Source organism: Mesorhizobium kowhaii, assembly GCF_042431665.1.
Lineage (GTDB): Bacteria > Pseudomonadota > Alphaproteobacteria > Rhizobiales > Rhizobiaceae > Mesorhizobium > Mesorhizobium kowhaii.
In genome coordinates this window covers 375,538-401,220 of the sequence record NZ_JBHLYT010000005.1, presented here as the reverse complement: position 1 = coordinate 401,220, position 25,683 = coordinate 375,538, and the positions used below count along the sequence as shown (strand labels likewise).

General features: G+C 62.5%; 23 protein-coding genes and 1 pseudogene. 16 read left to right on the top strand and 8 right to left on the bottom strand.

What is annotated here, in order from left to right:
- The 6 genes and pseudogenes from ACFFNA_RS05410 to ACFFNA_RS05385 all read left to right on the top strand — a co-directional run bounded on the left by ACFFNA_RS05410 (window position 1) and on the right by ACFFNA_RS05385 (window position 7,405).
- Window positions 1–771, top strand: coding sequence for a glucose 1-dehydrogenase (locus tag ACFFNA_RS05410; RefSeq protein ID WP_378916259.1), 771 nt, complete (start codon window positions 1–3; stop codon window positions 769–771).
- Between the two features lie 57 nt (window positions 772–828).
- A complete protein-coding gene (locus ACFFNA_RS05405) occupies window positions 829–1,656 on the top strand; it encodes an SDR family NAD(P)-dependent oxidoreductase (protein WP_378916256.1) in 828 nt (275 codons plus the stop codon).
- Between the two features lie 82 nt (window positions 1,657–1,738).
- Complete coding sequence (locus ACFFNA_RS05400) at window positions 1,739–2,677, top strand: ABC transporter substrate-binding protein (protein ID WP_378916253.1); 939 nt, start codon at window positions 1,739–1,741, stop codon at window positions 2,675–2,677.
- A 97-nt stretch (window positions 2,678–2,774) separates the two neighbouring features.
- Window positions 2,775–3,829, top strand: a pseudogene (locus ACFFNA_RS05395) (quaternary amine ABC transporter ATP-binding protein).
- The gene (locus ACFFNA_RS05390; protein ID WP_378916248.1) at window positions 3,826–5,916 is read left to right on the top strand and encodes an ABC transporter permease; all 2,091 of its coding nucleotides are present in this window, start codon (window positions 3,826–3,828) and stop codon (window positions 5,914–5,916) included. Before ACFFNA_RS05395 ends, ACFFNA_RS05390 begins: the two are co-directional and overlap by 4 nt.
- A gap of 175 nt (window positions 5,917–6,091) precedes the next feature.
- The gene (locus ACFFNA_RS05385) at window positions 6,092–7,405 is read left to right on the top strand and encodes an O-antigen ligase family protein (protein WP_378916245.1); all 1,314 of its coding nucleotides are present in this window, start codon (window positions 6,092–6,094) and stop codon (window positions 7,403–7,405) included.
- A 442-nt stretch (window positions 7,406–7,847) separates the two neighbouring features.
- On the opposite strand, the gene ACFFNA_RS05380 is transcribed toward ACFFNA_RS05385, so the two are convergent.
- Together ACFFNA_RS05380 and ACFFNA_RS05375 are read right to left on the bottom strand one after the other, a co-directional pair.
- Window positions 7,848–9,125 (bottom strand): polysaccharide biosynthesis/export family protein, encoded by a 1,278-nt coding sequence (locus ACFFNA_RS05380; protein WP_378916242.1) that lies wholly within the window; start codon window positions 9,123–9,125, stop codon window positions 7,848–7,850.
- Between the two features lie 85 nt (window positions 9,126–9,210).
- Entirely contained in the window at window positions 9,211–9,888 is a 678-nt protein-coding gene (locus tag ACFFNA_RS05375; protein ID WP_111544876.1) for a sugar transferase, read from the bottom strand.
- Between the two features lie 601 nt (window positions 9,889–10,489).
- On the opposite strand from ACFFNA_RS05375, the gene ACFFNA_RS05370 reads away from it, so the two are divergent.
- The gene (locus ACFFNA_RS05370) at window positions 10,490–10,765 is read left to right on the top strand and encodes an exopolysaccharide production repressor protein (protein ID WP_378916238.1); all 276 of its coding nucleotides are present in this window, start codon (window positions 10,490–10,492) and stop codon (window positions 10,763–10,765) included.
- A gap of 17 nt (window positions 10,766–10,782) precedes the next feature.
- On the opposite strand, the gene ACFFNA_RS05365 is transcribed toward ACFFNA_RS05370, so the two are convergent.
- From ACFFNA_RS05365 to ACFFNA_RS05340, 6 genes are all read right to left on the bottom strand, one after another.
- Complete coding sequence (locus tag ACFFNA_RS05365; RefSeq protein ID WP_378916235.1) at window positions 10,783–12,627, bottom strand: ABC transporter ATP-binding protein; 1,845 nt, start codon at window positions 12,625–12,627, stop codon at window positions 10,783–10,785.
- 8 nt (window positions 12,628–12,635) lie between these two features.
- Window positions 12,636–13,637 (bottom strand): phosphoenolpyruvate carboxykinase (ATP), encoded by a 1,002-nt coding sequence (locus ACFFNA_RS05360; protein ID WP_378916232.1) that lies wholly within the window; start codon window positions 13,635–13,637, stop codon window positions 12,636–12,638.
- Window positions 13,634–15,577 carry a lasso peptide isopeptide bond-forming cyclase gene (locus tag ACFFNA_RS05355; RefSeq protein ID WP_378916229.1) on the bottom strand — a complete coding sequence of 648 codons (1,944 nt, stop codon included), beginning with the start codon at window positions 15,575–15,577 and terminating at the stop codon, window positions 13,634–13,636. Before ACFFNA_RS05355 ends, ACFFNA_RS05360 begins: the two co-directional genes overlap by 4 nt.
- Window positions 15,574–15,951, bottom strand: coding sequence for a lasso peptide biosynthesis B2 protein (locus tag ACFFNA_RS05350; protein WP_378916226.1), 378 nt, complete (start codon window positions 15,949–15,951; stop codon window positions 15,574–15,576). Before ACFFNA_RS05350 ends, ACFFNA_RS05355 begins: the two co-directional genes overlap by 4 nt.
- A gap of 124 nt (window positions 15,952–16,075) precedes the next feature.
- A complete protein-coding gene (locus tag ACFFNA_RS05345; protein WP_111544871.1) occupies window positions 16,076–16,390 on the bottom strand; it encodes a PqqD family protein in 315 nt (104 codons plus the stop codon).
- 134 nt (window positions 16,391–16,524) lie between these two features.
- Complete coding sequence (locus ACFFNA_RS05340; protein ID WP_095082854.1) at window positions 16,525–16,677, bottom strand: lasso peptide; 153 nt, start codon at window positions 16,675–16,677, stop codon at window positions 16,525–16,527.
- A 298-nt stretch (window positions 16,678–16,975) separates the two neighbouring features.
- On the opposite strand from ACFFNA_RS05340, the gene ACFFNA_RS05335 reads away from it, so the two are divergent.
- The 9 genes from ACFFNA_RS05335 to ACFFNA_RS05295 all read left to right on the top strand — a co-directional run bounded on the left by ACFFNA_RS05335 (window position 16,976) and on the right by ACFFNA_RS05295 (window position 25,673).
- Entirely contained in the window at window positions 16,976–17,203 is a 228-nt protein-coding gene (locus ACFFNA_RS05335) for a hypothetical protein (protein WP_378916222.1), read from the top strand.
- The gene (locus tag ACFFNA_RS05330) at window positions 17,204–18,334 is read left to right on the top strand and encodes a nucleotidyltransferase family protein (RefSeq protein ID WP_378916219.1); all 1,131 of its coding nucleotides are present in this window, start codon (window positions 17,204–17,206) and stop codon (window positions 18,332–18,334) included.
- A 95-nt stretch (window positions 18,335–18,429) separates the two neighbouring features.
- Window positions 18,430–19,452: a glycosyltransferase family 2 protein gene (locus tag ACFFNA_RS05325; protein ID WP_111544869.1), complete on the top strand. Its 1,023-nt coding sequence runs from the start codon at window positions 18,430–18,432 to the stop codon at window positions 19,450–19,452.
- Window positions 19,453–19,741: 289 nt separating this feature from the next.
- Window positions 19,742–20,143, top strand: coding sequence for a hypothetical protein (locus ACFFNA_RS05320; RefSeq protein WP_378916216.1), 402 nt, complete (start codon window positions 19,742–19,744; stop codon window positions 20,141–20,143).
- Window positions 20,144–20,289: 146 nt separating this feature from the next.
- Entirely contained in the window at window positions 20,290–21,153 is an 864-nt protein-coding gene (gene exoK / locus ACFFNA_RS05315; protein WP_378916213.1) for an endo-1,3-1,4-beta-glycanase ExoK, read from the top strand.
- 67 nt (window positions 21,154–21,220) lie between these two features.
- On the top strand, window positions 21,221–22,552 hold the full coding sequence (locus ACFFNA_RS05310; protein ID WP_378916210.1) for a UDP-glucose dehydrogenase family protein: 1,332 nt from the start codon (window positions 21,221–21,223) through the stop codon (window positions 22,550–22,552).
- 67 nt (window positions 22,553–22,619) lie between these two features.
- Window positions 22,620–24,062 (top strand): GMC oxidoreductase, encoded by a 1,443-nt coding sequence (locus ACFFNA_RS05305; RefSeq protein ID WP_378916207.1) that lies wholly within the window; start codon window positions 22,620–22,622, stop codon window positions 24,060–24,062.
- A 14-nt stretch (window positions 24,063–24,076) separates the two neighbouring features.
- A complete protein-coding gene (locus ACFFNA_RS05300) occupies window positions 24,077–24,526 on the top strand; it encodes a hypothetical protein (protein ID WP_378916204.1) in 450 nt (149 codons plus the stop codon).
- A gap of 67 nt (window positions 24,527–24,593) precedes the next feature.
- Complete coding sequence (locus ACFFNA_RS05295; protein ID WP_378916201.1) at window positions 24,594–25,673, top strand: glycosyltransferase; 1,080 nt, start codon at window positions 24,594–24,596, stop codon at window positions 25,671–25,673.
- The last annotated feature ends 10 nt before the right edge of the window (window positions 25,674–25,683 follow it).

The following is a 25,683-nucleotide window of genomic DNA, read 5'->3' as shown; positions in this document are numbered from 1 at the left end:
GTGAACCGCGTCGCAGGCAAGGTAGCACTCGTCACCGGAGCCGGAATGGGCCTTGGGCGGGCGGCTGCGTTGCTGCTTGCGGCGGAGGGTGCCAGGCTCGTCGTCACCGACATCGATGAGGCAGCCGCCGCCGAGACGGCCGATCTGATCGCCCAGAACGGCGGCGAAAGCCTCTCGCTTCGTCACGACGTTTCGAACCCCGACGACTGGCCGCCGGTGATGGCGGCCATTGAGCAAAAATTTGGGCGGCTCGACGTGCTGGTCAACAATGCCGGCATCGCCATCGCGAAAAACATCGAGGACACCTCGCTGCAGGAATGGCGGCGCACCATGGCCGTCAATCTCGACGGCGTCTTCTTCGGCTGCCAGCAAGCCATCGCCCTGATGAAGCAATCGGGCGGCGGCTCGATCATCAACCTGTCGTCCATAGACGGCATCATCGGCGAGGCCGATCTCGCCGCCTATTGTGCCTCCAAGGGCGGCGTGCGCACGCTGACCAAGGCGGTTGCCGTGCACTGCGCCGAGAAGCGCTACAGCATCCGCTGCAACTCCATCCATCCTGGCTACATCTGGACGCCGCAGACCGAAAACTATCTGCGCGATCTCGGCACGCTCGACCAGGAAAAGGCCAAGGCGCTCGCCCGTCACCCCATAGGCTTCCTCGGCGAACCCAACGACATCGCCTACATGGTCCTCTACCTCGCTTCCGATGAATCCAAATTCGTCACCGGCTCCGAAATGGTCGTCGATGGAGGCTATCTTGCCGTGTGAATCTCAAATCGTCTCGGGCCTGTTCGCCCGCGCCGAACTGTCTGGAGACAATGCCTGATGACAAACCTTTCCGGCCGCAGCGCGATCATCACCGGCGGGTTTTCCGGTATGGGCTTTGCCATTGCCACGGCGCTGGCCGAGGCCGGCGCCAACGTCGCTGTCGGCTCCTACATCGCGCCCGCTGGCGCTGACAAATCCGATGCCGCCTACTATCCCGGTGCCGACGAAATCGAGCGCGTGCGCGCAGCCCTCGGCTCGTACGGCACCCGGGTCCACGCCGCCCATCTCGACGTCCGCGACAGCGAGGTCACCAACCGTTTCGCGGCGGACGCCGAAGCGGCTATCGGCCCTGCCGACATATTGGTCAACGCCGCCGGCACCACCGCCGAACAGCCGGTCTGCGGCCACTCCGACGCGCTGTGGGACAAGATCGTCGACACCAATCTCACCGGCGCCTTCCGCGTCACCCGCGCCGTGCTGCCAGGCATGATCGGGCGTGGCTGGGGCCGCATCGTCAACATCGGCTCGACCGCGGCTTCCGTCGGCTGGAAGGACAACCCGGCCTACTGCGCGTCCAAGGCTGGCCTTCTCGGCCTGACCCGCTGCGTGGCGCTGGAAGGCGCGGCGCATGGCGTCACCTGCGTCATGATCAGCCCGACCTGGGTCGAGACCGAACTGATGCGCCGCAATGTGGCGCAGGTCGTCGAGCGCGAAGGCAAGGGGCGCACGGCAGAGGAAGCGATGGCCGAAATCGCCAGCGGCAACCCGCAGCAGCGCATGCTGCAGCCGCAGGAGATCGCCGCACTGGCCGTTTTCCTGTGCTCGGATCTGGCCAAGGGCATCACCATGGAAAACATACAAATCACCGGCGGAGCGCTGTGGTAGCGTTCTTGCGGGATGGTTGCGGCCTTCATGGGAGGAGGCCGGCATAAGGTAAGGAAAAAGTCCAACCGACAGGGGAACTGATATGAAAAGGACCAATGTCTTGAAAGGCGCCGGCATCGGGCTGGCGCTTCTGCTTGCAGCCAACACGCAAGGGAGAACCGCCGAACTCGGCGCCAAGGACGAGCCGATCAAGCTCGCCATGCTCGAATGGACCGGCGCCCACGTATCCACTCACATCGCCGGCCAGTTGCTCGAAAAGATCGGCTACAAGGTCGAATACGTCACCGCCGGCAACTTCCCGCAATTCTCCGGCCTTGCCGACGGCTCGCTGAGCGCTTCGGTGGAGATCTGGCTGAACAATGTCGGCGACATCTATCCGAAGGTGCTGGCCGAAAAGAAGATCGAGGACATCGGCAAGCTCGACCTCGAAACGCGCGAAGGCTGGATCTATCCGAAATTCATGGAAAAGGTTTGCCCGGGCCTGCCCGACTGGTCGGCGCTGACCAAGCCCGAATGCGTGCAGGCATTGTCGACGCCCGAGACGGCGCCCAATGGCCGCTTCCTCGACTATCCGGCTGACTGGGGTTCGCGGGCGGCGACCATCCTGGCCGACAACAGCATGCCCTACACCGCCGTCCCGGCAGGGTCGGAAGGTGCGCTGGTGGCCGAGCTCGAATCCGCCGAGGCCGCCAAGTCGCCGCTGGTCATGATGTTCTGGGGTCCGCATTATGCGCTCGCCGAAAACGACGTCGGCTGGATCAAGATGCCGCCGTGCAAGGAGCAGACCAACGAGCATTGCATCACGCCGCCCGATGTCGACAAGATCGTCTGGTCAGGCTTCGGTGCCAAATGGCCGGCGGCGCTCGCCTTCCTCAAGGCGTTCAAGATGGACGCCACCCAACAGCAGAAGATGATGCTGGCCGTCGACAAGGACGGCAAGGATCTCGACGCCGTCGTCAAGGAATGGGTCGACAAGAACGAAGCCGTCTGGAAGCCCTGGGTCGACGCGACCAAGGGATAGGCGGCCCGATGTCCCGCCACTTGGGTGGGGGTCGATTTGCCAATCCGGTTTCGCATCCGTGCGAAGCCGGATTCTGGGTGCTTGAGGGGTTCATGCAATGACCGCCGCGCCGATCAAACTCGCCTGCCGCAATGTCTGGAAGGTCTATGGGCGGCGTCCCGCCTACTATTTCGATTCACGCGGCTACATCATCGAGCCCGATGCGTTGGCCGAGCGGCTGCGCTCGGAAGCGCATCTGCCCGCCGTGGTCGATGCCACGTTCGAGGTCGCGACCGGCGAGATCTTCGTCATCATGGGCTTTCCGGCTCCGGCAAGTCGACGCTGGTGCGCTGCCTGTCGCGGCTGGTCGAGCCGAGTGCCGGTGAAATCCTGCTCGACGGCCAGGACCTGCTGAAGGCCACCGGCAAGGAACTCATCGAACTGCGCCGCCATGCCATGGGCATGGTGTTCCAGAATTTCGGCCTGCTGCCGCACCTTAGCATTCTGGGCAATGTGGCGTTCCCGCTGAAGATCCAGGGCAGACCGGAGAAGGAACGCGAAGCCCGTGCCCGCGAGATGATTGCGCTGGTCGGGCTAGAGGGCCGCGAGGCCTCGTTTCCGCATCAGCTTTCGGGCGGCCAGCAACAGCGCGTCGGCATCGCCCGCTCGCTCGCCGTCGGTCCGGAACTGTGGTTCCTCGACGAGCCGTTCTCGGCGCTCGATCCGCTGATCCGCCGGCAGATGCAGGACGAGTTCCTGCGCCTGCAGCGGATGCTGAAGAAGACCATCGTCTTCATCACCCACGACATGGCCGAAGCCTTCCGGCTGGCCGACCGGCTCGCCATCATGCGGGCCGGCAAGATCGTCCAGATCGGCCGTCCGGCCGACATCGTGCTCAACCCGGCTGACGACTATGTCGCGCAGTTCACCGAAGACATGCCGCTGTTGCGCGTCATCAAGGCAGGCGATCTCGCGACGTCGCTGAACGGGTCAGCCGTGCCCGAGGAAAGCGTCGCTGCCGGTGCCAGCCTGGAGGAGCTTATTCCGCGGCTGGCCTCAGGCGTTCGCGCGTTCAGCGTTCCGGGCGAGGGCGCCGGCCCGCCGGCGCTGCTGACCGCCGGCGCCGTGCTTGCCGTGCTGGAGCGGGAACAGACAAGGCGGACGCGATCATGACGGCGCCGGCCGCATCGTTCCGATCCTCGCCGAGGGTCGCAATCGAGCCGGCTCTTCTGCCCTGGTGCGCGCTGATCGCGTTGACCGCGCTGTGTCTCGTCCTCAAGACCGATTTCCCCTGGCTGGTGACGTTTCCCAAGGAGTGGACCTTGCCGCTGGCGGCAGGCGTCAACGCGGTCACCGACGCTGTCGTGACCGTCGTCCAGCCGGCATTCCGGGCCCTCTCCGCCGCGCTCGAAGCGCCGATGCGTGGCGCTCGCCTCGTCCTGGTCTGGCTGCCATGGCCGGCGGTGATGCTGGCGGTGGCGGCGCTGGCGCTGAAATCAAGCGGCATCAGGCTGGCGGTCTTTGCCTTGCTGGCTTTGACCTACATTCTCCTGGCCGGCTATTGGCCGCAAAGCATGAGCACGCTGTCATTGGTGCTGCTCGCCGTGCCGATCTCCACCGTGCTCGGCTTCGCGCTTGGCGTGCTCGGCCATACCAGGCCCGGCTTGCGCCCGGTGCTGCTCGGCGCGCTTGACCTGATGCAGACCGTGCCGGCCTTTGCCTATCTCATCCCGCTGCTTCTGCTGTTCGGCTTCGGGCCGGTGGTCGGGTTGATCGCCAGCGCCATCTATGCGACGCCGCCGATGGTGCGCAACACCTTGCTCGGCCTCGATCGCGTGCCTTCCGATATCAGCGAGGCCGGCTTGATGAGCGGCTGCACGCGCCGCCAGCAATTCTGGCATGTCGAAGTGCCGACCGCGCTGCCGCAGATTCTGGTCGGCTTCAACCAGACGACGATGGCCGCATTGTCGATGGTGATTGTCGCCGCCATCATCGGCGGCTTCGAGGACATCGGCTGGGAAGTGCTGTCGTCGATGCGCAAGGCCGAGTTCGGCCAGAGCATCCTGTCGGGCCTGGTGATCGCGCTGCTCGCCATCCTCATCGACCGGCTGACGATCGGGTTTGCCAAGGCGCGTCCGGCCGGGCCGACGGCGGCCATGACATGGATGACCGATCGCCGGCTGGCAATTGTCCTGGCCCTCGCGGTGGCGCTGGCGATTGCCATTCGCCTCTTGTGGCCGAACGAAACCTTGCTGCCGGCCACCGGGCTGCGCATGCAGGTCGGCGGCATCAATCAATGGCTGCTGGGCCTCGTGCGCGACTATGCCTGGTTCTTCGACGGCCTGCGCAACGGCGTTCTCTATTGCCTGCTGCTGCCACTCAGGATCGGCATATCGGGCGCCGCGGTTCCAGCCATCTGGGGGTTCACGCTCTCGCCGACCGCGAACGCGACCTATGCTGTCGCCGTGCTGCTCGCCTGCGCATTGCTGCTGCATCGCTTCAACTGGCGGCCGGCACTGGCGCTGCTGGTCGCCGGCACGCTGCTCTACACCGGCTTTCTCGGCTTCCCCTGGCCGGTCTTCATCCTTGGCATTGCCCTGCTCGCCTTTCAGGTCGCCGGCCTGCGGCTGGCGCTCTTTGCCGTGGCCGGGTTCCTGCTGATCCTCGTCAACGGACTGTGGGGCGCGCTGGTCCAGTCGCTCTATCTCTGCACGCTGGCGGTGCTGCTTTGCCTTGTCATCGGCGGGGCGCTCGGCGTCTGGGCCGCCTACAGCGAACGGGTTTCGCGCATCCTGAAGCCGGTCTGCGACGCACTGCAGACCATGCCGCAATTCGTCTTCCTGATCCCGGCGCTGATGTTCTTCAAGGTCGGCGAGTTCACGGCACTGATCGCCATCATGCTCTACGCCATCGTCCCGCCGATCCGCTATGTCGAGCATGGTCTGCGCCATGTCCGGGCCGATGTCGTCGAGGCGGTCGAGCAGATGGGCGCGACCCCGGTGCAGACGCTGTTCCAGGCCAAGCTGCCGCTGGCGCTGCCGGTGGTCATGCTGGGGCTCAACCAGACCATCATAGCGGCACTGTCGATGCTCGCCATCGCCGCCCTGGTCGGCACGCGCGATCTCGGACAGGCGGTCTATGTCGCGTTGGGCAAGGCCGATGCCGGCATGGGGCTGATCGCCGGCCTGTCGATCGCCTTTCTGGCCATTCTCGCCGATCGCCTGATCCAGGCAGCGGTAGCCGGACGAGCGACGACCTGATCTCGGCAATCGCCTCGCTGTAAGACAAGGTGACCGGATTTGCCATTGAGCGCAGGTCGCGATAGGTTATATTGCACTGCACAATGGAGACGCCGTTTATTGCACGCCCTTGTTTGCGGATATGCCGGCTGGCCTATGGCGCGCCGGCCCTGGGTCGCGCCGGCGGGACTCTGAGATGAAGATTCCAAAGTCCCTGCTGGTCGATCCCGAGAAGAACTCGGTCTATGGCAGTTTTGCCGTGGCCGTGTCGATCTGGGCGTTTTCCTACTCGGTCATTTTCGGCCAGGTGCTGATCCTGGCCTATTACGCGGTCTGGCTGCCGCTCATCCTGGTCGACTACCGGCGGTTCCTGCGGCACCTGTCCAGTGCCTGGCTGCCGCTGCTGTTTGCCGCCTATGTCTGCTTCTCGGTCTTCTGGTCGCAGGCGCCCGGCGTCACCGCAAGGACGTCAATCCAGTATTTTTCCCATATTGCCTGCGCCTACGTCGCGGCGCGCACCGTCAGCGTGCGCACATTGACCATAGGCGCCCTGATCGGGATATTTGTCGTCCTGCTCTATTCGCTGCGGGTCGGAAACTATTCCGAGGACGTTCTCGACGGCACCTACAACTTCGTCGGCGCCTTCGCCTCCAAGAACCAGATCGGCTTTGTCGCCTCGCTCGGCATCTATTTCTGCGTTGTATTCATTGCTTTTTACAGACGCGGCTGGCTGAGCGTCATCCTGGCGGTGCCCATCGTGCTGTTGTCGGCCTATCTGCTGGTCATTGCGCATTCCGCCACCTCGATGGCCTCGATACCGGCGGTTCTGGCGCTGGTGGCGCTTCTTGCCATGAGCAAGCTGCTGTCGCGGCGCTATCGCCGGGTGATCTTCCTGGTCGGCGCCGGCCTGCTGATCGTGGTTGCCTTCGTCGCCTTGAACCTCGGGCTGATGGACTTCGTCCTTGGCCTCTTCGGCAAGGATTCAACCCTCACCGGGCGGACCTATCTGTGGGAGCAGGGCTGGAACGCCGTGCAGAAAGCACCGATTCTCGGCGTCGGCTATGCCGCCTATTGGGTGCAGGGCTTCGCCGAAGCCGAGCGGCTGTGGAACGAATTCTACATCACCACCCGCACCGGCTTCCACTTCCACAACACCTACATCGAAGCCCTCGTCGAACTCGGCTTCGTCGGTGCGACGACGGTCTCGCTGATCATGCTGCGCACACTCTACGGCCACGTCTCGGCGGTGATCTTCAGGGCATGGCAAGCGGATTCCGTGATCCTCTTCGGCGTGATGGTGCTGCTCTTGATCCGCTCCTTCGTCGAGGTCGAGATTCTCAACCCCTACATCATGGGCTCCTTCCTGATGTATTTCAGCTTCTTCAAGCTGGCACGGCTGCCGGTCACCCGCACGCGGTGGAGCCCCGCCTTCGAGCAGGCGGAGGCGGCGAAGAGAGAGGCTGCATGGCCCCGGCATGTCGATGGTCCGGCGGCCGCCAACCCGTCATGAGCCAATGCATGGCGCTCAAAACTGCGCAGCGGTTTTGAGACAAGGGCACATGCATGAAAACAAAGACCTGAAGCGCGTCGTATGAATCCCTTCAAACGCGAAGCGCTTTATCGTTTCTCAGGTTGAAGCCGGGCCAAAAGAGCCTTCGCCTGGAGCAATTCCAGGAAAAGTGTGAAACGGTTTTCCGTCCGGAATTGCGTGAAAACAAAGAGATAGAGCGGTTCGGCGTTTCCGTGAAATGGTGAACCGCTCTGGGGAGAGCTTCCGCCCAGGCAGGCTTGGCGCAAGGCGGGAGACGTCTGAGTGTGGCTGGGGTCCCCAGGTCTACTATTGCATGTCGCTCAAAAGTGGCCCCGGTTTTGAGACAACGACATGCATACAAACAAAGACTTGAAGCGCGTCGCATGAATCCGTTTCGACGCGACGCGCTTTAGATGGGGGTCTACTGGCTGGTCAGCGGCGCCAGCTTGACCTTGATCACGTCGCCAGGCAGCACCGGGGTATCTTCCTTCGCGGCGATTTCGCTGCTCTTGCCGTCGACGACCCGCACCAGTGCGTAGAGCAGGCTGGATTGCTGGTCGGTGTCGCTGGCGACTCTCATCGCGGGATCGCTTGCCTGGGCCATCAGGCCTTTCTGCATATTCGCCTTCAGCGCGGCCTCGTTCAGGTCGGCTTCGGTCTGCTGCCGGTCGGTGGCGAGACTTGAACTCAGGGTGTTCTGGGCATCGATGGCGTCCTGCGTCGCCTTGCTGATCGCCTGCTTGGCGGTGAGGATGGCTGTTTCGTAGTCCAGGATCTTGCCCTGCAGGTCGGCGACGGACTGCCTCGAATCCAGCAGTCGGGCGTTGGCGATCAGGCCTTTCTGAGCCAGCGGGCCGATGCTGGTGAGCTGCTGCTGTGCCAGGTCGACCTGCTGTTGCTGGTTGACGATCTTCTTCTGCAGCGATTCGATCTCGGACTGCAAAACCCCTTTCAGATCGTCGAGCGCCTCAAGCTTCAGCTTCAGCGCCTTTTGGTCGGACGTCAGGATCGTCATCTCGTCGGCAACGATGGCCGGCAACCGCGGATCACCCTCGGCCTCGTTCGGCACCTCGAAACTCGTCTTGCCGGCCATATCCGCGTCGATGCGCGCGCGCTTGACGATCAGCCGAATGCGCTGGTCGTCAGAGATGTCGAAGTTGCCCTTGGCGGTGACCAGGTCCTTGCCGAGCTGCGGCCCGTAGTCGGCGTTTCGCCTGATGCCACCGGCGACGCTTATGGCCTTCAGCACCGTCAGGTCGGGCACATAAGGAAATTGGCCGGGGTTCTGGACTTCGCCCGAAATGTAGAATGGCCGGAACTGCGCCATTTCGACAGAGGCTTCGGGCTTGTCCGATAGAGCGAGCTTGCGCTGCAGCGCCACGCTGATCGCCGCGGCGATTTCGGACGTGGTCTTGCCGGATGCTGGCAACTCGCCGGCGAACGGCACCGACAGCGTGCCGGAAGGGCCGACCGTGTACTCGCCATTCACCGCCGACCAGTCACGGAATGTGCCTTCGACAGTCTGCCATTCGGCGACGCGGATGGTGAGCTTGTCCTGCGATCCGAGGCGGTATTCGTCGGCGGCGGCGATGTGGGGGATGACCAGCGACACGGCAACGCATGTGGCCAGCAAACGCGCCCGCCGCAGACGGCCGGAAACCGGGCCGCTGCGAAAGGCTTCAAATATATCTGTTTTCAACTGAACGTTCCGATCCGCTTTAGCCCCATCGCCCGATGAGCTTGCCGCCGAATGCCAGACAGCGAATGCTTGGCATCGCGGCCGGTCAGTAAGAACCGCGTGACATCCAGACCGCGGGGACAGTCTTGATGATGATGCGAACGTCCTCGAACAGCGACCAGTTCTCGACATAGTGGCGATCGAAGGCGACGCGGCTGTCATAGGAAACGTCGTTGCGGCCGCTGACCTGCCACAGGCCGGTCAGGCCCGGACGGGATTTCAGGTAATAGACGGCGGAGGTGCCATAGATCTCCAGTTCGTCGCGCACGACCGGACGAGGTCCGACAAGGCTCATGTCGCCCTGCAGGATGTTGATGATCTGCGGCAGCTCATCGAGGCTGAGCTTTCTCAAGACCGCTCCGACGCGGGTGACGCGCGGATCGTTCTTCAGCTTGCGGGTCGCTACCCATTCCGCGTTGGCGTCCGGGTTGGTGGCGAGATACGCGGCCAGCACTTTGTCGCCATCGGGAACCATGGTGCGGAATTTCAGGCACGGAAAAATCCGTCCGCCGCGGCCGATGCGCCTGTGGCCGTAGAAAATCGATCCGCCGTCGGAAAGTTTGACGAGCAGAGCGATCATGACAAACAGCGGGCTGAGAGCGATCAAGCCAATCAGTGAACCGGTGATATCGAAGCTGCGTTTGAGCAGGCCGCCGATCGGCGGCGGAAAATCGATGTCGGCCTGCGAAAAGCTCGCGGTGGCCGACTTGGCAACGTCCCTCATGCGGTAACTCCATGCGTTGAACGAATGGTTCGCCGCAAGATACCAAAAAAATGTTGCAGCGCAACACACAATTTACCAACCGGTTGAAATAGTCGCGTCATGAATTGACTAAATAATAAGCTAGCCATGCACAAATTTCGGGATATTTAGCACATTTGTGACAACAAATGGGCACTGTCGAAAAAATGAGGGCCTTTTTGGGGCGGTTTTTGGGCAAGTCGTCCTATGCGTCAAGGCACGGAGCATATTAGTGCTTTAGCATGGCTCGGTGCTCAAGGCGAATCACCTAAAATACTACTTAATATTGTTTCTTTTACTCAAAAATGGCGACGATCGGAGGTCGGCTTAAATCCCTTCGCGTGCATTGCAACATGACCGAGTCGATTGCAAAAGCTCAATCAAAAATATCCGCAGTTGCCCTTGCCGCCTACTGCTCGCCTTAATAGAATTGCAAATTATACCTGTCAGAGTGGCGACAGGTAGAAAAGGCCGGAAGCAACCGGCCGAGAGCGGGCGACCTTAACAAGCCCGCATGACAAGGGACGGCGCTCGGGTGGGGCAATCGTTATATATACCCGAGCCGGTTTATGGGCTGTTGGGTATGGCACTTCCAAAATTCATCGTCGGGATGATTTTCGCTATTTCGATCGTCGTTGCCTGGTCCTGGCTAGGCGGCGCGTCGATCGGCACGACGCTGGTCCGCGTCATCATCTGCGCAATTATCATTCAGGCGGGCTACTTCGTGCTCGTCTATGCCATGATCGCCAGGAGCGCGCCGACGCCGGCCGACATGGCTCGCGACGCGGAGAGAAAGTTGAAGGCGCCCGAGGTGGCCGAAGGCGAGAAGCTGGGCAGCGCCAGGCGAAGCCTGCACTAGCCAGAAGCCCGCCAGCCTCACGCCACGTTAGCGGGTTGGCTGTCAGACTGCTCGCCCGACAGCATCCGCGACAATCGGCTGCCGGCTTTTTCCTTCAGCCGCTGATATTGCCCGACTTCGACGACACGGCCGTTTTCCATCGCCACCACCCAGTCGGCGAAGGCGATCATCGACGGCCGGTGCGCAATGGTCAGGATCGTCATGGTGCCGCGCAATCCGTCAATCGACTTGGCGATCAGCGACTGGTTCTGCCAGTCGAGCGCGCTGGTGGCCTCGTCCAGGATGAGCAGGGACGGCTTGCGCAGCAGCGCGCGCGCAAGCGCGATGCGCTGGCGTTCACCGCCCGAGAGCCGCACGCCGCGGTCGCCGACCACCGTCTCGAGCCTGAGGTCGAGCCGTTCGACGAACTCGCCGGCGTGCGCCGAGCGCAGCGCGGTCCACAGATCGTCATCGCTGGCCTGCGGCGCGGCAAGGCGCAGGTTCACCGCGATCGTGTCATGCAGCAGGAACACGTCCTGCGGCACATAGGCCACCTGGTCGCGCCAGCGGCGGCGGTTTGCGGCATCGATCTCGACGCCATCGACGAGCATCTTGCCGGCGGTCGGCTCAAGCAGGCCGAGCAGCATGTCGGCGATCGTGCTCTTGCCTGATCCGGAGGGACCGATCAGGGCGGTGACCTTGCCGGCCGGCAGGCCGAACGTGATGTCCTTGACCACCATCTTGGCGGGGTCGTCGCCATAGCCGAAGCAGACGTCCCTGAGGTTGAGCCCGGTGGCCAGCGACAGCTTGCCGCCTTCGCCGGCTTCGGCATCGCCCGGCTCGCGTTCGGCGTCGAAACGCGCCTGCAGGTTGCGCATTGCTGTATAGGCGGGCAGGTTGATCAGCACCTGCTGGGCCTGCGTCTGCATGTCCATGAAGCGCGGCGCGATGCGCATGAAAACCAGGAGCAGGACGACGATCTCGGCCAGCGACAGGTTGAAGCGGACCAGCGCCACATAGATAAACAGGCTCAAGCCAACGACGCTCGCCACCTGGAACACCGCTGTGCCGATCGTGCTGTTGCGCACATAGTCGACATTGTCGGCCTTCATCTTTTCGAGCGTCGCTTGCAGCTGTGCGAAATAGGTCGCCTCGACGTTCAGGCTCTTGGCCACCTTGATGCCGCCGAGGAATTCCGAAACCGTCCGGTACTGATCCTGGCGATTGGCGGTCAGAACCCGGCCAAAGGCGGTGGCCCGCGATCGAAACGGCTGCAGCGCCACGAACATCACGATGCCGATAACGACGGCAAACAGCGTCATCACAGGCGAGATGAACACCGAAACCAGCAGATAGCCGGCCAGAAGCACGGCGATCTGCACCAGCATCAACAGCGAGAAGGCGGCGCCCTGGACGCGGTCGATATCGCCGGTCAGGGCATGGTCGAGGTCGGAACTGCGCATGCGCGCGAAGACGCCCCAGCGTGCCTTGCCGATGCTTTCGAACAGGTTCATGCGCAAGCGGTTGATGAAATCGAACAGCAGTTTGGCCATATAGACCGACTTGAAGCGGTTGAACGCCGCCTGCACAGCAACAAGCCCGACCAGCACGCAAAGCACCGTCGTCAGCTGCAGCGTTCCGTCCGGCACCAGCCAGCGCACGAAATCATTGTTCGGCAGCTTGACCGCAAAGTCCTGCTCGGCGCGTCCGACCAGATGCAGCAGCGGCACAAGCAGCAGGATGGAGATGCCTTCGGTCAGGCTGCCCAGGATCAGGAAGAGCAGCGCCGTCCAGCTTCGCCGTCCACCGATGTGGGCAATGACGGCGCCGAATCCGGCAACGTCTCGAAACAGCGACAGGCGAAGGATTGAGGGCTTCGACATGATTGCGCTCACGACCGCCATCGACCAGCCGCCAGACCCCCAGCTGCCAGATCCCTTTCGATCAGGTCCACGGCCTCACCGATCCTGTCGAGGCCCGTCGGGACTTCGAGGCGGCGAACGCCGACATGGTCCGCCAGTCGCGCGCATTGCCGAAGATGCACTTCTGCAAGATCGCTGGGCAGGGCCGCGCGGCCGAACCGCGTCACATAGGAGAATTTGATGATGGCCGGCAAGGCAGCGATGCCGGGCAAGGGCCTGATAGCAGCTTTTTCGCCGCGCTCGAGGATATAAATCCTGGTCGCAGGCGCCCTGTTGCCGGAAAAGGCGCCATTCAGGCGATGCTGCATCTTGTCGATCGCCGGATGCACTTGCGGCCGCACCTCCGCTTCCCCCAGCGAGATCGCTGCAGCCGCGTCGGCGGCCAGCTTGATCTGCGGAAAACCCGGAACGATCATCGGCTCACTCGGATTGGCCAGGTCCAGGGCCACCACGTCATCGGTAAGCAGTTCATGTCCGGCCCGGATCATCGCGCTTGCCATCGTCGACTTGCCGGCGCCCTTGTCGCCCATGAAGATGGCGCTCGTGCCGGCGACGGCAATGGCACTGGCGTGCAGGACGAGCAGGCCGCGCCGGTGCAGCAGCAGCGCCATGACTGGACCCAGCAGCGGAAACGCGATCAGCGTGTCGTCGACGCCGGGCGCCGGCTCGACGTCGATGCGGCAGCCATCGCTGATCAGGAATGTGCCGACGGCATGCCATGCGAGATATTGCCGGTCCGCCTCGAAGCGAAACTCGGTCGCGGCTTCCGAGGAGGGTCTTGGCAGGTCGATCGGGCCGAGGGCGATCACGACATCCGCCGTCCCCGGTGCCGCCGGCTCCAGTTCGGGCAACGTCACCTCGGACGCGATGGTCAGGCCATAGGCGCGGTAGAAGCGGCGTTCTCTCATAGTCCGGCCATGCGGACGGGGATGATCATTGTATGCGGCGAGCGGCTCGTTGTGCGGCATCATGCGGGGCTCCCGCTGTGCTGGAGCTGCCGCAGCCAGAGCGACAGCGATGCCGAGCGCCAGACATACTGGACATCCAAAGGTGCTGCCTGATCGGGCTGGCGCAGCAGCCGCGCATAGGCAGCACTCACCTGAGGCAGATTGACGTAGGGCGCGATGCGGCTCGCATCCGAGATCAGCAGCTGTTCCAGGAGGTCGCGGTGGTTGCGCAGCATGCCGTTGACGAGATTGGCGGTGAAGTCGATCTTGTCGCGCCGCCACTGAACCGCTGCCGGCAGGACGCCTTCCATGGCGCGGCGCAGCACATAGCGGCCAAAGCCGTGGCTAAGCTTCTCCTCGCCGGGCAGGCCCAGGCAGAACTCGACCAGCGGCTTGTCCCAGAACGGGTAGCGCGGCTCGACGCCGAAATTGGCCGCGGCCTTGTCGAGCACCTCGAAAGCATGCGGGACATAGCCGTTCGACAGGATCCAGCGATGACTCAAGGCGTCGCTGGCCTGGACGCCGGGCGGCATATATCCGGCCCGGTGAAATCGGTCGACAAGCTCGGTGCGCCTGGCCAGATCCGGATTGATCAGGTCGCGCCAGCTTCGGCCGCGCGGCGCCTGGGCCGGCTTGCGGATCCTGTTCAGGACGCGGTTCGCCATGTGCCTCAGCTTCGCGATGCGCCAGGCCGGCCCGTAGAGGGTCAGGAACTGGAAATACAGGCCCAGCGTGCTGTCGCCATAAGTGTCGGAGGCGCTGCGGATCTCACGCCACAAATCCATCCAACGGCCGGCATTCGCAAGTTCATGCAGGTGGCCGTGACCTTGTGAAACCACCTCGTCGCCGCCATGGCCGTCCAGCAGCACCTTGATGCCCTTGGCGCCGGCAGTCCGGTAGATGCCGCGGGTCAGCGTCAGGCCCGGCGCCAGGAACGTCCCTTCCTGTTCTTCCAGAACCCGTTCGAATTCGGCGAATGGCGCATAGTTGCCGACTGGAATCAGCGTTCCGTCGACCTTCTGCTGGTCAAGCACGGCATCGATGAAGGGGCGCTCGTCCATCGACGAGCCCTTCTCGAAAATCAGCGAGAAGGTGGGCAGCCTCGGCTTGCGCTCGGCGGCGTTCTGCAGGCCGGCGACACAGGCGATCGAGGAAGAATCGAGGCCACCGCTCAGCATCGCGCCGACCGCCGAGGTTCCGCGCATGCGGTTGCGCACCGATTGCGAGAACAGATGGGCGAATTCCTCAGGCGCATCCGACCGCATCGGTCGAGCCGATGGTTCGATCTGCCAGTAGCGGCGCAGCACCACCTGTTGGCCGGTGACGGTGAGGCTGTGGCGTGCCGGCAAGCTGAAGATGTCGCTGTAGGGTGTGGCCTGCGGGTCGTCGGGAAGCCCGGCCAGAAACCCGGAGATCTGATGCTCGCAGACACGTCTTCCGACCCCATCGACGCCGAGGATCGGCCCGATCTCCGAGGCAAAGGCAAAACGCCGATCCGCCGCGTGGTAGTAGAACGGTTTGACCCCGAAATGGTCGCGCGCGCAAAACAGGAGCTGCCGCTCGGCATCCCAGATGGCAAAGGCGAAATCGCCTTGCAGATGCATGGGGCAAGCCTCGCCCCAACGCAGATAGGCCCGCATCATCAACGTCGCATCGGCGACCGACCTGTCGCGGATGCCCAGCCTGGCCAGCAGCTCGTCGCGGTTGTCCAGCCGGCAATCGGCGGTGATGGCGAGCTTGCCGTCGGCCATCGTCAGTGGACCGGGGCCGGCTTCATCGGTGGTGTTGAGCCAGGCGTGGCCAAGGGCGATGCTGGTGTCCAGCCACCATGCATTTCCGTCGGGGCCACGATGGCGCATGCGCGCCAGCATCTGCTGGATATCGGCCGCCGCGACCGCCGGTGCGTTTCCCCGGACCGCTGATGCGTGTCCCTGTCGAAGCAGGATCCCGGCCACGCCGCTCATCGGCTGCCGTGGTCGACCAGATGGGCGAAACCGTCGATCGATCCGCCAAGCACGATATGATTGTCGCTGACCAGCCAGGCATGCGCCTTGAGTTGCTCGCCCGTGCCGCGTTCGATGCCGATGCGTATCTTCGAGGCATTGCCCTGTCGAGCGAGGATGTATTGGCCCGAAAGCGCCTGGGTCAGGCACGTGGCGTAAGGGACGAAACGGGCCGCGGCGGCAACCCCCCAGGCGACGCGCCGCAGTTCGCCCATGCTGGCGCACTGTCGCGCGTCGAGCCGCGTCACCAAGCTGCGAACACGGTTGTAGGACAACAGGGTCAGCCCCAGCCGAACCGCCGTGACCACCAGCAGGCAGCGGCCGAGGAAGATCATTTCCGAGCCGCTCGGGGAGAGAATTCCAAGCAGGCTTCGCCGGCCTTGCCGGCGCTTTCTCTGCCTAGGGCTTCTTTCGGTCGCGGGTTCCTGCCGCAAAACCATGGCCTTTTGCGGAACCTGCTTAGACAAGTTCCTCATGATGCAGCCTCGCAAGCCCGTTATCGGCCAGGCCCTTCAGCAATGCGTCGACGTCGGCCTGGCAGCGCTCCGGGTCGACATTGTAGCGCGCAAGCACGGCGCTGCGGATGTCCACCATCGACCTGGGCTCCTGGATCAAATCCCAGATGAAAGCGCCGACACCGTTCAGGCTGTAATAGATGTTGGATTTCAGATTGAGGAGCGCCAGGCCATCGCCGAACTCGCAAGCCACGGCATCCTTGGTCGCACTCACACGATCGTGGTCGGCCAAATCTTGGTCGGATAGCTTCCAGTTCATCCCAAAACCTCGCTTACACTACGCTTCGGCAGTTCCAGGCAATGAAAGGGGAGTCGGAGGCTTGGCCCCCGACTCTCTTATGTTTTTTGACCCAGAGCCCCAACGTCGTCACTCTGGAGTAATTGCGATAGGCTTCAGGAAAACGTCAGGTCGCCGATCGGCGTATGCGCGGGAAAAGATGCGTCGATCGCCGTGCTGCCGCCGCCGCCCTGGGTGATGGTTTCGATCGAACCATGCACCGTCAGGCTTGGCGTCTCGTATTCTTGCTTTTCAACATTCTGTTCCATTTTACTCTCCAATAAGGACTGGAAACGGCTTGTCGAGTGCCGTCAGCACTTGCATGCTGCAGCGCAATAGCTGCATGGCAGCATTTATGAGTCAAGTCTGATTTACCAGGCATTAATCAATTACTGGTTGCGCGCGTCACCATATTTGTCGCTATGCCTAAAATCTGACTTCTTTTAGGTCGATTCCCTTCGCTTGGCGACCACCTCGATGCCGATTCTTTAAGCATTTGATTTTGCTTGAATAAAACATTTGCGGGGTGCCTATATTTTAGGCATCGCTAATAGGGGATGAATTCATTTGGCAAATCCTGATAAGGGCCAGCTGAAACGCCTTGGCAAGGGCGGTATTTCAACAGCGATTTTCACCACCTTCGGAAGTGTCGGTAAACGCTCAGGTTGCAAAATTCTGCACTGCAAAAGGAAAGGCTTTACGGCATCAAGGTTTTTGGTGATGCTTGCTTCGCACTTGCAGCATACGCGCCGCGCAAATCGCTTTTTTGAGAGTTTTTGGGAGACTGTGCGCTAAATGGCCTTGCCGGATGGTTCCTATGAACGATTGCGCGCCGCCGATTGTGCCGACGAGGTTGCCTATGTGCGGGCCTGCCTGCGGTTGTACTTCGCGGGGGCGGGAGCCGCCGCGGGCGACGTATCGATGCCCGGCCTTGGCGGCGCCAATGTTGCCGACATCGCCAGGCTGAACAAGGTCGCGACCTTTGTCCTCAAGGCCCTGTCGCGCGCGCCTGCGAATGAGAGACCGCCCGAGCTTTTCCACTGGCTGGATACCTACCGCAGAAGGACGGTTTCGATGAACGCGTCCTGCATCATGGATTCGATGGCGATCCATGATGTGCTGCGCGAAAGCCGGATCGATTTCGTCTTTCTGAAAGGTCCGTTCCAGCAGCAGCTTCTCTACGACGACCACTTCATGAAGCCCTCGGGCGATGTCGACATTCTGGTTTCGCCGGTCGGGTATTTCAAGGCGCGGGATGCGCTGCGCTCGATCGGCTACGAGGTCGCCGGCAAGTCGCGCTCCGTCTGGTGGGTTCGCTTCCTTGGCGAACAGCATATGACGCGCGGCGACGGACCGAGGCCATCCACGGTCGATCTCCACTACCGCCTCCAGCAGCCCGGCTCGCCGAGCCCGCGCGACGCGGACGGGTTTCTGCGGCGCAAGCGACAAGTCGAAATCGCCGGCGCCACGGTGCCGTTCACCTCGGCCGCCGACACGCTGCTTTTGTCCTGCATCAGCCTCGCCAAGGCGCTGTTCAACCGGGAACCCTGCGCGGGCTATGTATGCGACGTGCGCGCCAGCGCCAGCCGCCTCGACGAGGCGGACCAGCAGCTCGTGCTCGATGCCGCGGTGGCGCAGGGGCTGGACGATACGCTGCTGCTTGGTGTACGCGCAGCGGATGTGCTGCTTGGCGGCGCCGGCACGCTGCTGTCGGAGCGGGCGACGCGGATCCTGTCACGCATCGGCAACGAGGACCTGCTCAACATGGTCATGGCGCCGTGGCTGTCGTCGCTTCGGTGGCCGCAGCGGCGAACGGTGCTGTGGGAACTATGCGGCCGCGCGCCGGTCCGCTATCTGGCGGAAGCCGGCTGGGCTGCGTCCGCCGACATCAGCCGCCGCATCTTTGAACGGCCAGGCAATCGTTGAATGAAGACAGATCGGGCACTGATGGCAATTCTATCGGGCATCGAATGGGTACGGGGCGAACGCAAATCGATATCACCTGTACGAGAGGCTAATCCATGTCGATGACGAAATCCCAGGTCTGCGTGATCATCGCGGCACGAAACGCGGCAGCGACAATCGCCGTCGCCATCGCGTCCGCGTTGCGCGAACCGGAAGTGGCGGAAGTCGTCGTCGTCGACGACGCCTCCACCGACGACACCGCGGCAGTCGCGCGATCCGCCGACGACGGCAGCGGCCGGCTTGCGGTGATGCGCCTCGACGTCAATCGCGGCCCCTCCTTCGCCCGCAACGCCGCGATCGCCAGTTCGAAATCGCCGTTCATCAGCATTCTCGACGCTGACGATTTTTTTCTCGAAGGCCGGTTTCGCAACCTGTTTGCCGGCGCCGACTGGGATTTCGCGGCGGACAACATCATGCTGATCAGGGATGATGCGACGGGCGACGCGACGAAAATCGTCGCCCCGCAATTTGCCGCAGATCCGGAATTCCTCGATTTCGAGCGCTTCGTCGAAGGCAATATCTCCAGGCGCCGCGTGCAAAGGGGCGAACTGGGCTTCCTCAAGCCGGCGATCAGCCGTGCCTTCCTCGACCGCCATGGGTTGCGCTATGACGAGAGCTTGCGGCTGGGCGAGGATTATGAGCTTTACGCCCGCGCGGTCGCCTGCGGGGCGCGGTTCAAGGTCATCCGCTCGTGTGGCTACGGCGCCATCGTCCGCGCTGATTCGCTCAGCGGCCGCCACAAGACGCAGGACCTGAAGCGTCTGGCCGATGCCGATCTGGCGCTGCTGGCGATCGACAGCCTGCCGGAAGGCTCGAAAGCGGTGCTGAGACGGCACGAGCGGCACGTGCGCGACAAGTACCGGCTGCGCAATTTCCTCGACGTCAAGGCCGAGCGCGGGCTGGCATCGGCAGCGGCCTACGCATTCGCCAGCCAATCCAACCTCGTCCCCATCGTTCAGGGCGTGGCGTCCGACAAGCTCGAGGCGCTGTTTCGCCGCGTCGGCTTGGTGTCCAGGCACAAGCATGTGCCGCCGTTGCGTTTTTTGATGGCCGGCACCAGCACCGGCAAGGAGCGGTGAAACTGTCCGCTTCGTCCGGGTTGGCCGCCGACGACAAGCTCATCGCGCAAACCATTTCGGTCGGATTTATGAGTTTACGAACTGGGTGGTTGCCTCGCGGCCCCGACGATGGCAGTCTATGTTGCGGTGCAGCAAATTGGACGACCAGCCGAACTGGCCCCCGATCGGATTGGTCAGATGTCTCTCCCTCAGGGGAGCAGGACAATGCAACATGAGTTTTTTGAGCCCCGGCTGCGGGGATCGGCCAGAAGCCCGGCCCACGAGCCGGCGATGACAGGGATCTGAGTTCATGGCTTCGATATTCGGTTTCAGATCAAGGGATCCGGCCCGCGACCGGCAGACCGATGGTTCGCGTCTTGATCGCCTGGCAAAGCTGTTTGAGCAGATTGCGGTCGAGATCGAGGCCGAGAGAGCTGGGTTGGAGAATCGCTATCGGACGAAGGCGACCAACGCCGCTTTCCTGGTCGAAGCGATGGAGAACGGCTCCACCTCCGACCGTCGGTCATCCGAAGTCAGCGAACTGACGAAGTCGATCCTGAATTGCGAACGCCGCATCGCGGAGCTGTCGCGCCAGAACGGCATGATGAAAGAACTCCGTCATTCGCTGGATATGGTCTTCGACGAGAGTGCGGCGTCCGATTCGGCCACTACTGCCGGGTTCGCCAGGCCGGCGGGCGCTGGCAGGGGTTGAACGTGAAGGTTCGGAATTGTTGCAAGAGACTTGATGCGAGGCAGGACAAGAATTCGAGAGGGTCAAGCAGGAGGTCAAGGTTGGCCCGTTCAGGGTTCGAACGTCGACTTTGGGTTGGGGATGCACAGCACAAAGGTGAGTTTGGTATGAATTCGGATCCGAAAACTATGTCCACCATCGCAGCCGGCGGAACGCCGTTCACACGCCAGGCCAGGCAAGCCGGCCTCAGTCGGTTGAGTGCGATCAGTGCGTTGCTGCTCGCCGCTCTTGGGAGCTTTGTGACGGCTCCTTCCCATGCCCAGGACATTCCGTCGTCGCCATCATTCGTCGATGATTTCGCCAGCTTCAATCGCGAACGCTGGTATGTTTCCGACGGTTGGTCGAATGGCAGTCATCAAAATTGCACCTGGTCGAAAGGCCTGGTCGAGCTTTCCGACGGCGTGCTGTCGCTCGGCTTCGAAAAGCAGAAGCTGAAGGACCGCGACTACGCCTGCGGCGAGATCCAGACCAAGCAGCGCTTCGGCTACGGCACCTATGAGGCGCGGATGAAGACGGACACCGGCTCCGGTCTCAATGCGGCTTTCTTCTCCTATATCGGTCCGTCCGACAAGCAGCCGTGGGATGAGATCGACTTCGAGGTCCTGACCAAGGACACCTCCAAGGTGCAGGTCAACGCCTATATCGCCGGCAAGGGCAAGAATGAGAAGCTGGTCGACGTGGCGGGCGGCACCGAAAATGCCTTCAACGAATATGCCTTCGTCTGGGAGAAGGATAGCTTGCGCTGGTATGTCAACGGCAAGCTGGTCAACACAATTACCGATCCGGCGAAATTGCCGACGCATGCCCAGAAGATATTCTTCAGCCTTTGGGGCAGCGACAAGATGACCGGTTGGATGGGAGCGTTCGCGGACCCAGGCCGCAAACTCAAGCTGCAGATCGATCGCGTTGCGTTCACGGCCTTGGGCGAGCCCTGTCAGTTTCCGGAATCGCTGGCATGCAGCATAAAGTAGTTGGGAAAGTCGATTTGAACTGGCCGGGCCCAGAGCGGTCCGCTGTCTTGCATGGGAATGAAACCGAATGAATTTGACGGTCTTTGGAATTGGTTATGTCGGTCTCGTGCAGGCAGCGGTGCTTGCCGAAGTCGGGCACCAGGTGGTGTGCGTCGACATCGACGCCAACAAGGTCGAGCGACTCAACCAGGGCCTGGTTCCGATTTTCGAGCCGGGGCTCGAAAGCCTCGTCAAGGAGAACCACGCCGCTGGCCGCATCAAGTTCACCACCGATGCCGCGGCCGCGGTCAGGCATGGCGAAATCCAGATGATCGCGGTCGGCACGCCGCCGGGCGAGGACGGTTCGGCCGATCTCAAATACGTGCTGGCGGTGGCCGAGACCATCGGTCGTGAGATGGACACCCCCAAGATCATCGTCGGCAAGTCGACCGTGCCGGTCGGCACCTGCGAAAAGGTAAAGGCCAGGATCGCCGAGACGCTGAAGAAAAGAGGGCGTGAGGACCTGACCTTCGACGTCGCTTCGAATCCGGAATTCCTCAAGGAGGGTTCCGCGGTTGCCGATTGCATGAAGCCCGACCGCATCATCGTCGGCACCGACAGCGAGGGCACCGAAGCGGTGATGCGCGAGCTCTATGCTCCCTTCAACCGCAACCACGAGAAGATGATCGTGATGGACGTGCGCAGCGCCGAATTCACCAAATACGCCGCCAATTGCATGCTGGCGACCAAGATCAGCTTCATGAACGAGATGGCCAACCTGGCCGAGCAGCTCGGCGCCGACATCGAGGAGGTCCGCAAGGGCATCGGCAGCGATCCGCGTATCGGCTATCACTTCATCTATCCGGGTCTTGGTTATGGCGGCTCGTGCTTCCCCAAGGATGTCCGCGCCCTGATCAAGACCGCCGAAGGCGTCAAGTTCGACGCCAAGTTGCTGCGCGCCGTCGAGGAGCGCAACAACGAGCAGAAATCCGTCCTGTTCGACAAGGTGAACCGCTATTTCAAGGGCAATCTCAAGGGCAAGACCTTTGCGCTGTGGGGGCTGGCCTTCAAGCCCAACACCGACGACATGCGCGAAGCGCCGGCACGCACGCTGATGGAGGCGCTGTGGAACGCCGGCGCCAATGTGCAGGCCTATGATCCCGAGGCGATGCTGGAATGCCAGGCCATCTACGGGCTGCGCGACGACCTGTTGTTGTGCGGCACCAAGGAAGCCGCCCTGCGTGGCGCCGATGCGCTGCTGATCGCCACCGAATGGAAGAGTTTCCGCGCGCCGTCTTTCGGCGCGATGAAAGATGCGCTGACCACGCCGATCATCTTTGATGGCCGCAACCTGTATGACCCCAAGGTCATTGCCCGCCACGGCATCGAATATCACTCGATCGGCAGAATGGCGGCATGAGGCTGGGAGCGAAGAGCCGGAGGCAGAACCTGGCGGGCGCGCCCGGCGCGAAAAGGAGTTTTGGTTGATGGTGCTGGACGTAAAGCCCGAGCAAATCACCAGGGATCATTTCGATCTTGTCGCGATCGGTTCCGGCTTCGGTTCGGCCTTCTTCCTGCACGAGTTCGCCAAGCGCCGAAAGGCACGCGTCCTGGTGCTCGAATGGGGCCGGCACAACACCCATGAATGGCAGCTCAAGCAGAATGCTAACACGGACATCGATGACGAGACGACCTACAAGACCAATTCCGACAAGCCGTGGAATTACACCATCGGACTGGGTGGCGGCACCAATTGCTGGTTCGCGCAGACGCCAAGGTTCCATCCCAACGACTTCAGGTTGAAAAGTACCTACGGCATCGGCAATGACTGGCCGATCAGCTATGACGACGTCGAGCCGTTCTACTGCGACTCCGAAGACATCATGTCGATCTCGGGCGATCCCGACATGGCGGCGATGCTGCCTCGCTCGAAGCCGTTTCCGCAACCGCCGCATCGCATGTCGACGCCGGACCGGATGATGAAGGCGGCGCAGCCCGGCCAGCATTTCGTCATGCCGACGGCTCGGGCGCGTGTGCCGACCGCGCAGCGCACCTCATGCTGTGCCAATCTGCGCTGCTGGCTGTGTCCGGTCGACGCCAAATTCACCGTCAACAACGGGTTGATGCATGTCTTCGAGCATCCCGACATTTCGGTCTGCCTCGGTGCGGAGGTGCGGCGGCTCGATCACGTCGGCGGCACGGTCCGCTCGGTCAATTTCATGCATGACGGCAAGGAATACCAGGTCAGCGGCGACCTTTTCATTCTCGGCGCCAATGCTATCCAGAGCGCGGCGATCATGCTGCGGTCCGGCCTGGGCGGCGAGTTCGTCGGCCGAGGCCTGCACGAATCCTACGGCTGGAACTTTGAGGTCTATCTCGACGGGGTCGACAATTTCGACGGCAGCACCATCACCACCGGCCTGAACTTCGGCCTCTATGACGGTCCCCACAGATCGGAGCATGCGGCGGCACTGGTCTATTTCGAGAACCGCTGGCAGCACGGGATGCGTGCGGAAAAGGGGCGGCTGCGCCAGGCGCTGCCGCTCGTCGTGGTCACCGAAAACCTGCTCGACCACGAAAATTTCGTCACCCTCGACGAGGACGACAACGCCTTCGTCAGCTTCAAGGCGCCGTCGGACTACGCGGTCAAGGGCATGGCTCGCGCGCTGGAGAAATTGCCTGACCTTCTGGCTCCGCTGCCGGTCGAAAGGCTCTTCGATCGTGGCATCCGGCCAACCGAATCGCACGTCCAGGGCACGCTGAGGATGGGCTCCGGCCCGGCCGATTCGGTGATCGACAGCGACATGATCCACCACCAGCTGAGAAACCTGGTTGTCGTCGGCACCAGCACCTATCCGAGCTGCTCCTGCGCCAACCCGAGCCTGACCGCCGCGGCCCTCTCCCTGAGGGCGGCGAGCCGCATGGCGTGAGAGGAGGGCATCGGATGATCGAAATTTCCAGGCGCTCGGCCTTGGCCATCGTCGCCGGTGGGGTGGTGTCGACGGGCGTCGCCTTTGCCGCCGTCAGTTCGTTTTCCGATGAGGACCTGGTGCGCGTCACACTCGAAAAATACCTCGGCAGGCTGAACATGCGCATCGAGCATCTGCAGCAGTTCGTGCTGGAGTTCCGCAACAGGAACCCGTGGGTATTTCCCAGTGACAAGCTCAGCGACGCCGTCACGTTGGTCGAGGAGCTCAAATTGGGCGCCGTCCGCCGCCTGCTGCCCCAGGAGAAACGGGAAGATCTGATCCATTTCGACCGCTGGGTCATCGCCGAATTCCATATGCTGACGGACTACGCATGGCGCAGTTCGCCCAATGACCCGATCCGGTTTACCGGCTGGCAATCCTGTACCAATCCGTTCGCCAATCTGGAGCCGCCGAAGCTTGCCTGACGTCGAAAGCGAGGCGGCGCCGGTTGCCTCGGAACGAAATACGAGATGCGACAAGGAGCCCGATCCCATGAAAGTCCTTTTTGCAGGTGGCAGCGGCTATCCACCGGAGTTCAGCGGCGGCGTTCAGTCGAGCACGCACCATCTGGCCGAACAGCTGATCGAACATGGCCATGAAGCCGCGGTGCTCGCTGCCCTGTTCGGCGATGGTGTCTTCGGCCTCAAGGCGCGCGCCAAGATGAAGCTGTTGCGGCAGCCGGCGGTCATCGACAGCTATCCCGGCTATCCGGTGGTGCGGGCCTGGTTTCCCTGGGAAGCGGCGGCCTTTGCCGTCGACAGGCTGAAGCCGGATGTGGCCGTCGTCCAGTGTCACAAATCGGTTCCGATCGGCAAGGCGCTGCAGGCGGAGGGCGTGCCTTTGGTGGTCTATCTCCGCAATGTCGAATTCCATGAACTGGGCGGCGACCTGCGCGAGCTGCATTCAGCGCTTTACATCGCCAATTCGGAATTCACCGCGCGCACCTACAGACGAGAATTCGGCATCGAGGCGACGGTGATCCCGCCGACCATCAATCCGGCGCACTACAGCACGCCGACGACGGGCCAGTTTGTCACACTGATCAATCCCTATGAGGAAAAGGGTTTTGAACTGGCGGTGCGCATTGCCGGCGCCTGTCCCGAAATCCCGTTCCTGTTCGTCGAGAGCTGGAAGCTGGAGGACGATCATCGGGCGCGGATCGAACAGACGATCGCACCTTTGGGCAATGTCGTGCTGGAGAGCCGCACCAGCGACATGAAGACGGTCTATGGCCGCACCAAGATCCTGCTTGCTCCCAGCAAGTGGGAGGAGGCCTGGGGCCGCGTCGCGTCGGAGGCCCATTGCAGCGGAATCCCGGTTGTCGGCTCGCGGCGTGGTGGTCTGCCCGAGGCGATCGGCTCAGGCGGCGTGGTGCTCGACTACGATGCTCCGCTCGCCGACTGGGTCGCGGCCGTCAGGCGGCTGTGGAACGACAACCAGGAATATGAGCGGCTCTCGGGCCTCGCGCGCAGCTTCGCCGGGCGGCCCGAACTGGAACCCGATCGCCAGTTCATCACCTTCTTCTCGATAGTGGACAGGGCGATACAGCAGCGCGCACGGCAAGCCGCGTAGCCCGGCTCGC

Bases quoted from the DNA above. Each gene is read 5' to 3' on its own strand.
- ACFFNA_RS05405 (WP_378916256.1), top strand. From the start codon at position 829: ATGACAAACCTTTCCGGCCGCAGCGCGATCATCACCGGCGGGTTTTCC.
- ACFFNA_RS05400 (WP_378916253.1), top strand. From the start codon at position 1,739: ATGAAAAGGACCAATGTCTTGAAAGGCGCCGGCATCGGGCTGGCGCTT.
- ACFFNA_RS05390 (WP_378916248.1), top strand. From the start codon at position 3,826: ATGACGGCGCCGGCCGCATCGTTCCGATCCTCGCCGAGGGTCGCAATC.
- ACFFNA_RS05385 (WP_378916245.1), top strand. From the start codon at position 6,092: ATGAAGATTCCAAAGTCCCTGCTGGTCGATCCCGAGAAGAACTCGGTC.
- ACFFNA_RS05375 (WP_111544876.1), bottom strand. From the start codon at position 9,888: ATGAGGGACGTTGCCAAGTCGGCCACCGCGAGCTTTTCGCAGGCCGAC.
- ACFFNA_RS05370 (WP_378916238.1), top strand. From the start codon at position 10,490: ATGGCACTTCCAAAATTCATCGTCGGGATGATTTTCGCTATTTCGATC.
- ACFFNA_RS05365 (WP_378916235.1), bottom strand. From the start codon at position 12,627: ATGTCGAAGCCCTCAATCCTTCGCCTGTCGCTGTTTCGAGACGTTGCC.
- ACFFNA_RS05360 (WP_378916232.1), bottom strand. From the start codon at position 13,637: ATGATGCCGCACAACGAGCCGCTCGCCGCATACAATGATCATCCCCGT.
- ACFFNA_RS05355 (WP_378916229.1), bottom strand. From the start codon at position 15,577: ATGAGCGGCGTGGCCGGGATCCTGCTTCGACAGGGACACGCATCAGCG.
- ACFFNA_RS05350 (WP_378916226.1), bottom strand. From the start codon at position 15,951: ATGATCTTCCTCGGCCGCTGCCTGCTGGTGGTCACGGCGGTTCGGCTG.
- ACFFNA_RS05345 (WP_111544871.1), bottom strand. From the start codon at position 16,390: ATGAACTGGAAGCTATCCGACCAAGATTTGGCCGACCACGATCGTGTG.
- ACFFNA_RS05340 (WP_095082854.1), bottom strand. From the start codon at position 16,677: ATGGAACAGAATGTTGAAAAGCAAGAATACGAGACGCCAAGCCTGACG.
- ACFFNA_RS05330 (WP_378916219.1), top strand. From the start codon at position 17,204: ATGGCCTTGCCGGATGGTTCCTATGAACGATTGCGCGCCGCCGATTGT.
- ACFFNA_RS05325 (WP_111544869.1), top strand. From the start codon at position 18,430: ATGTCGATGACGAAATCCCAGGTCTGCGTGATCATCGCGGCACGAAAC.
- ACFFNA_RS05320 (WP_378916216.1), top strand. From the start codon at position 19,742: ATGGCTTCGATATTCGGTTTCAGATCAAGGGATCCGGCCCGCGACCGG.
- exoK (WP_378916213.1), top strand. From the start codon at position 20,290: ATGAATTCGGATCCGAAAACTATGTCCACCATCGCAGCCGGCGGAACG.
- ACFFNA_RS05310 (WP_378916210.1), top strand. From the start codon at position 21,221: ATGAATTTGACGGTCTTTGGAATTGGTTATGTCGGTCTCGTGCAGGCA.
- ACFFNA_RS05305 (WP_378916207.1), top strand. From the start codon at position 22,620: ATGGTGCTGGACGTAAAGCCCGAGCAAATCACCAGGGATCATTTCGAT.
- ACFFNA_RS05300 (WP_378916204.1), top strand. From the start codon at position 24,077: ATGATCGAAATTTCCAGGCGCTCGGCCTTGGCCATCGTCGCCGGTGGG.
- ACFFNA_RS05295 (WP_378916201.1), top strand. From the start codon at position 24,594: ATGAAAGTCCTTTTTGCAGGTGGCAGCGGCTATCCACCGGAGTTCAGC.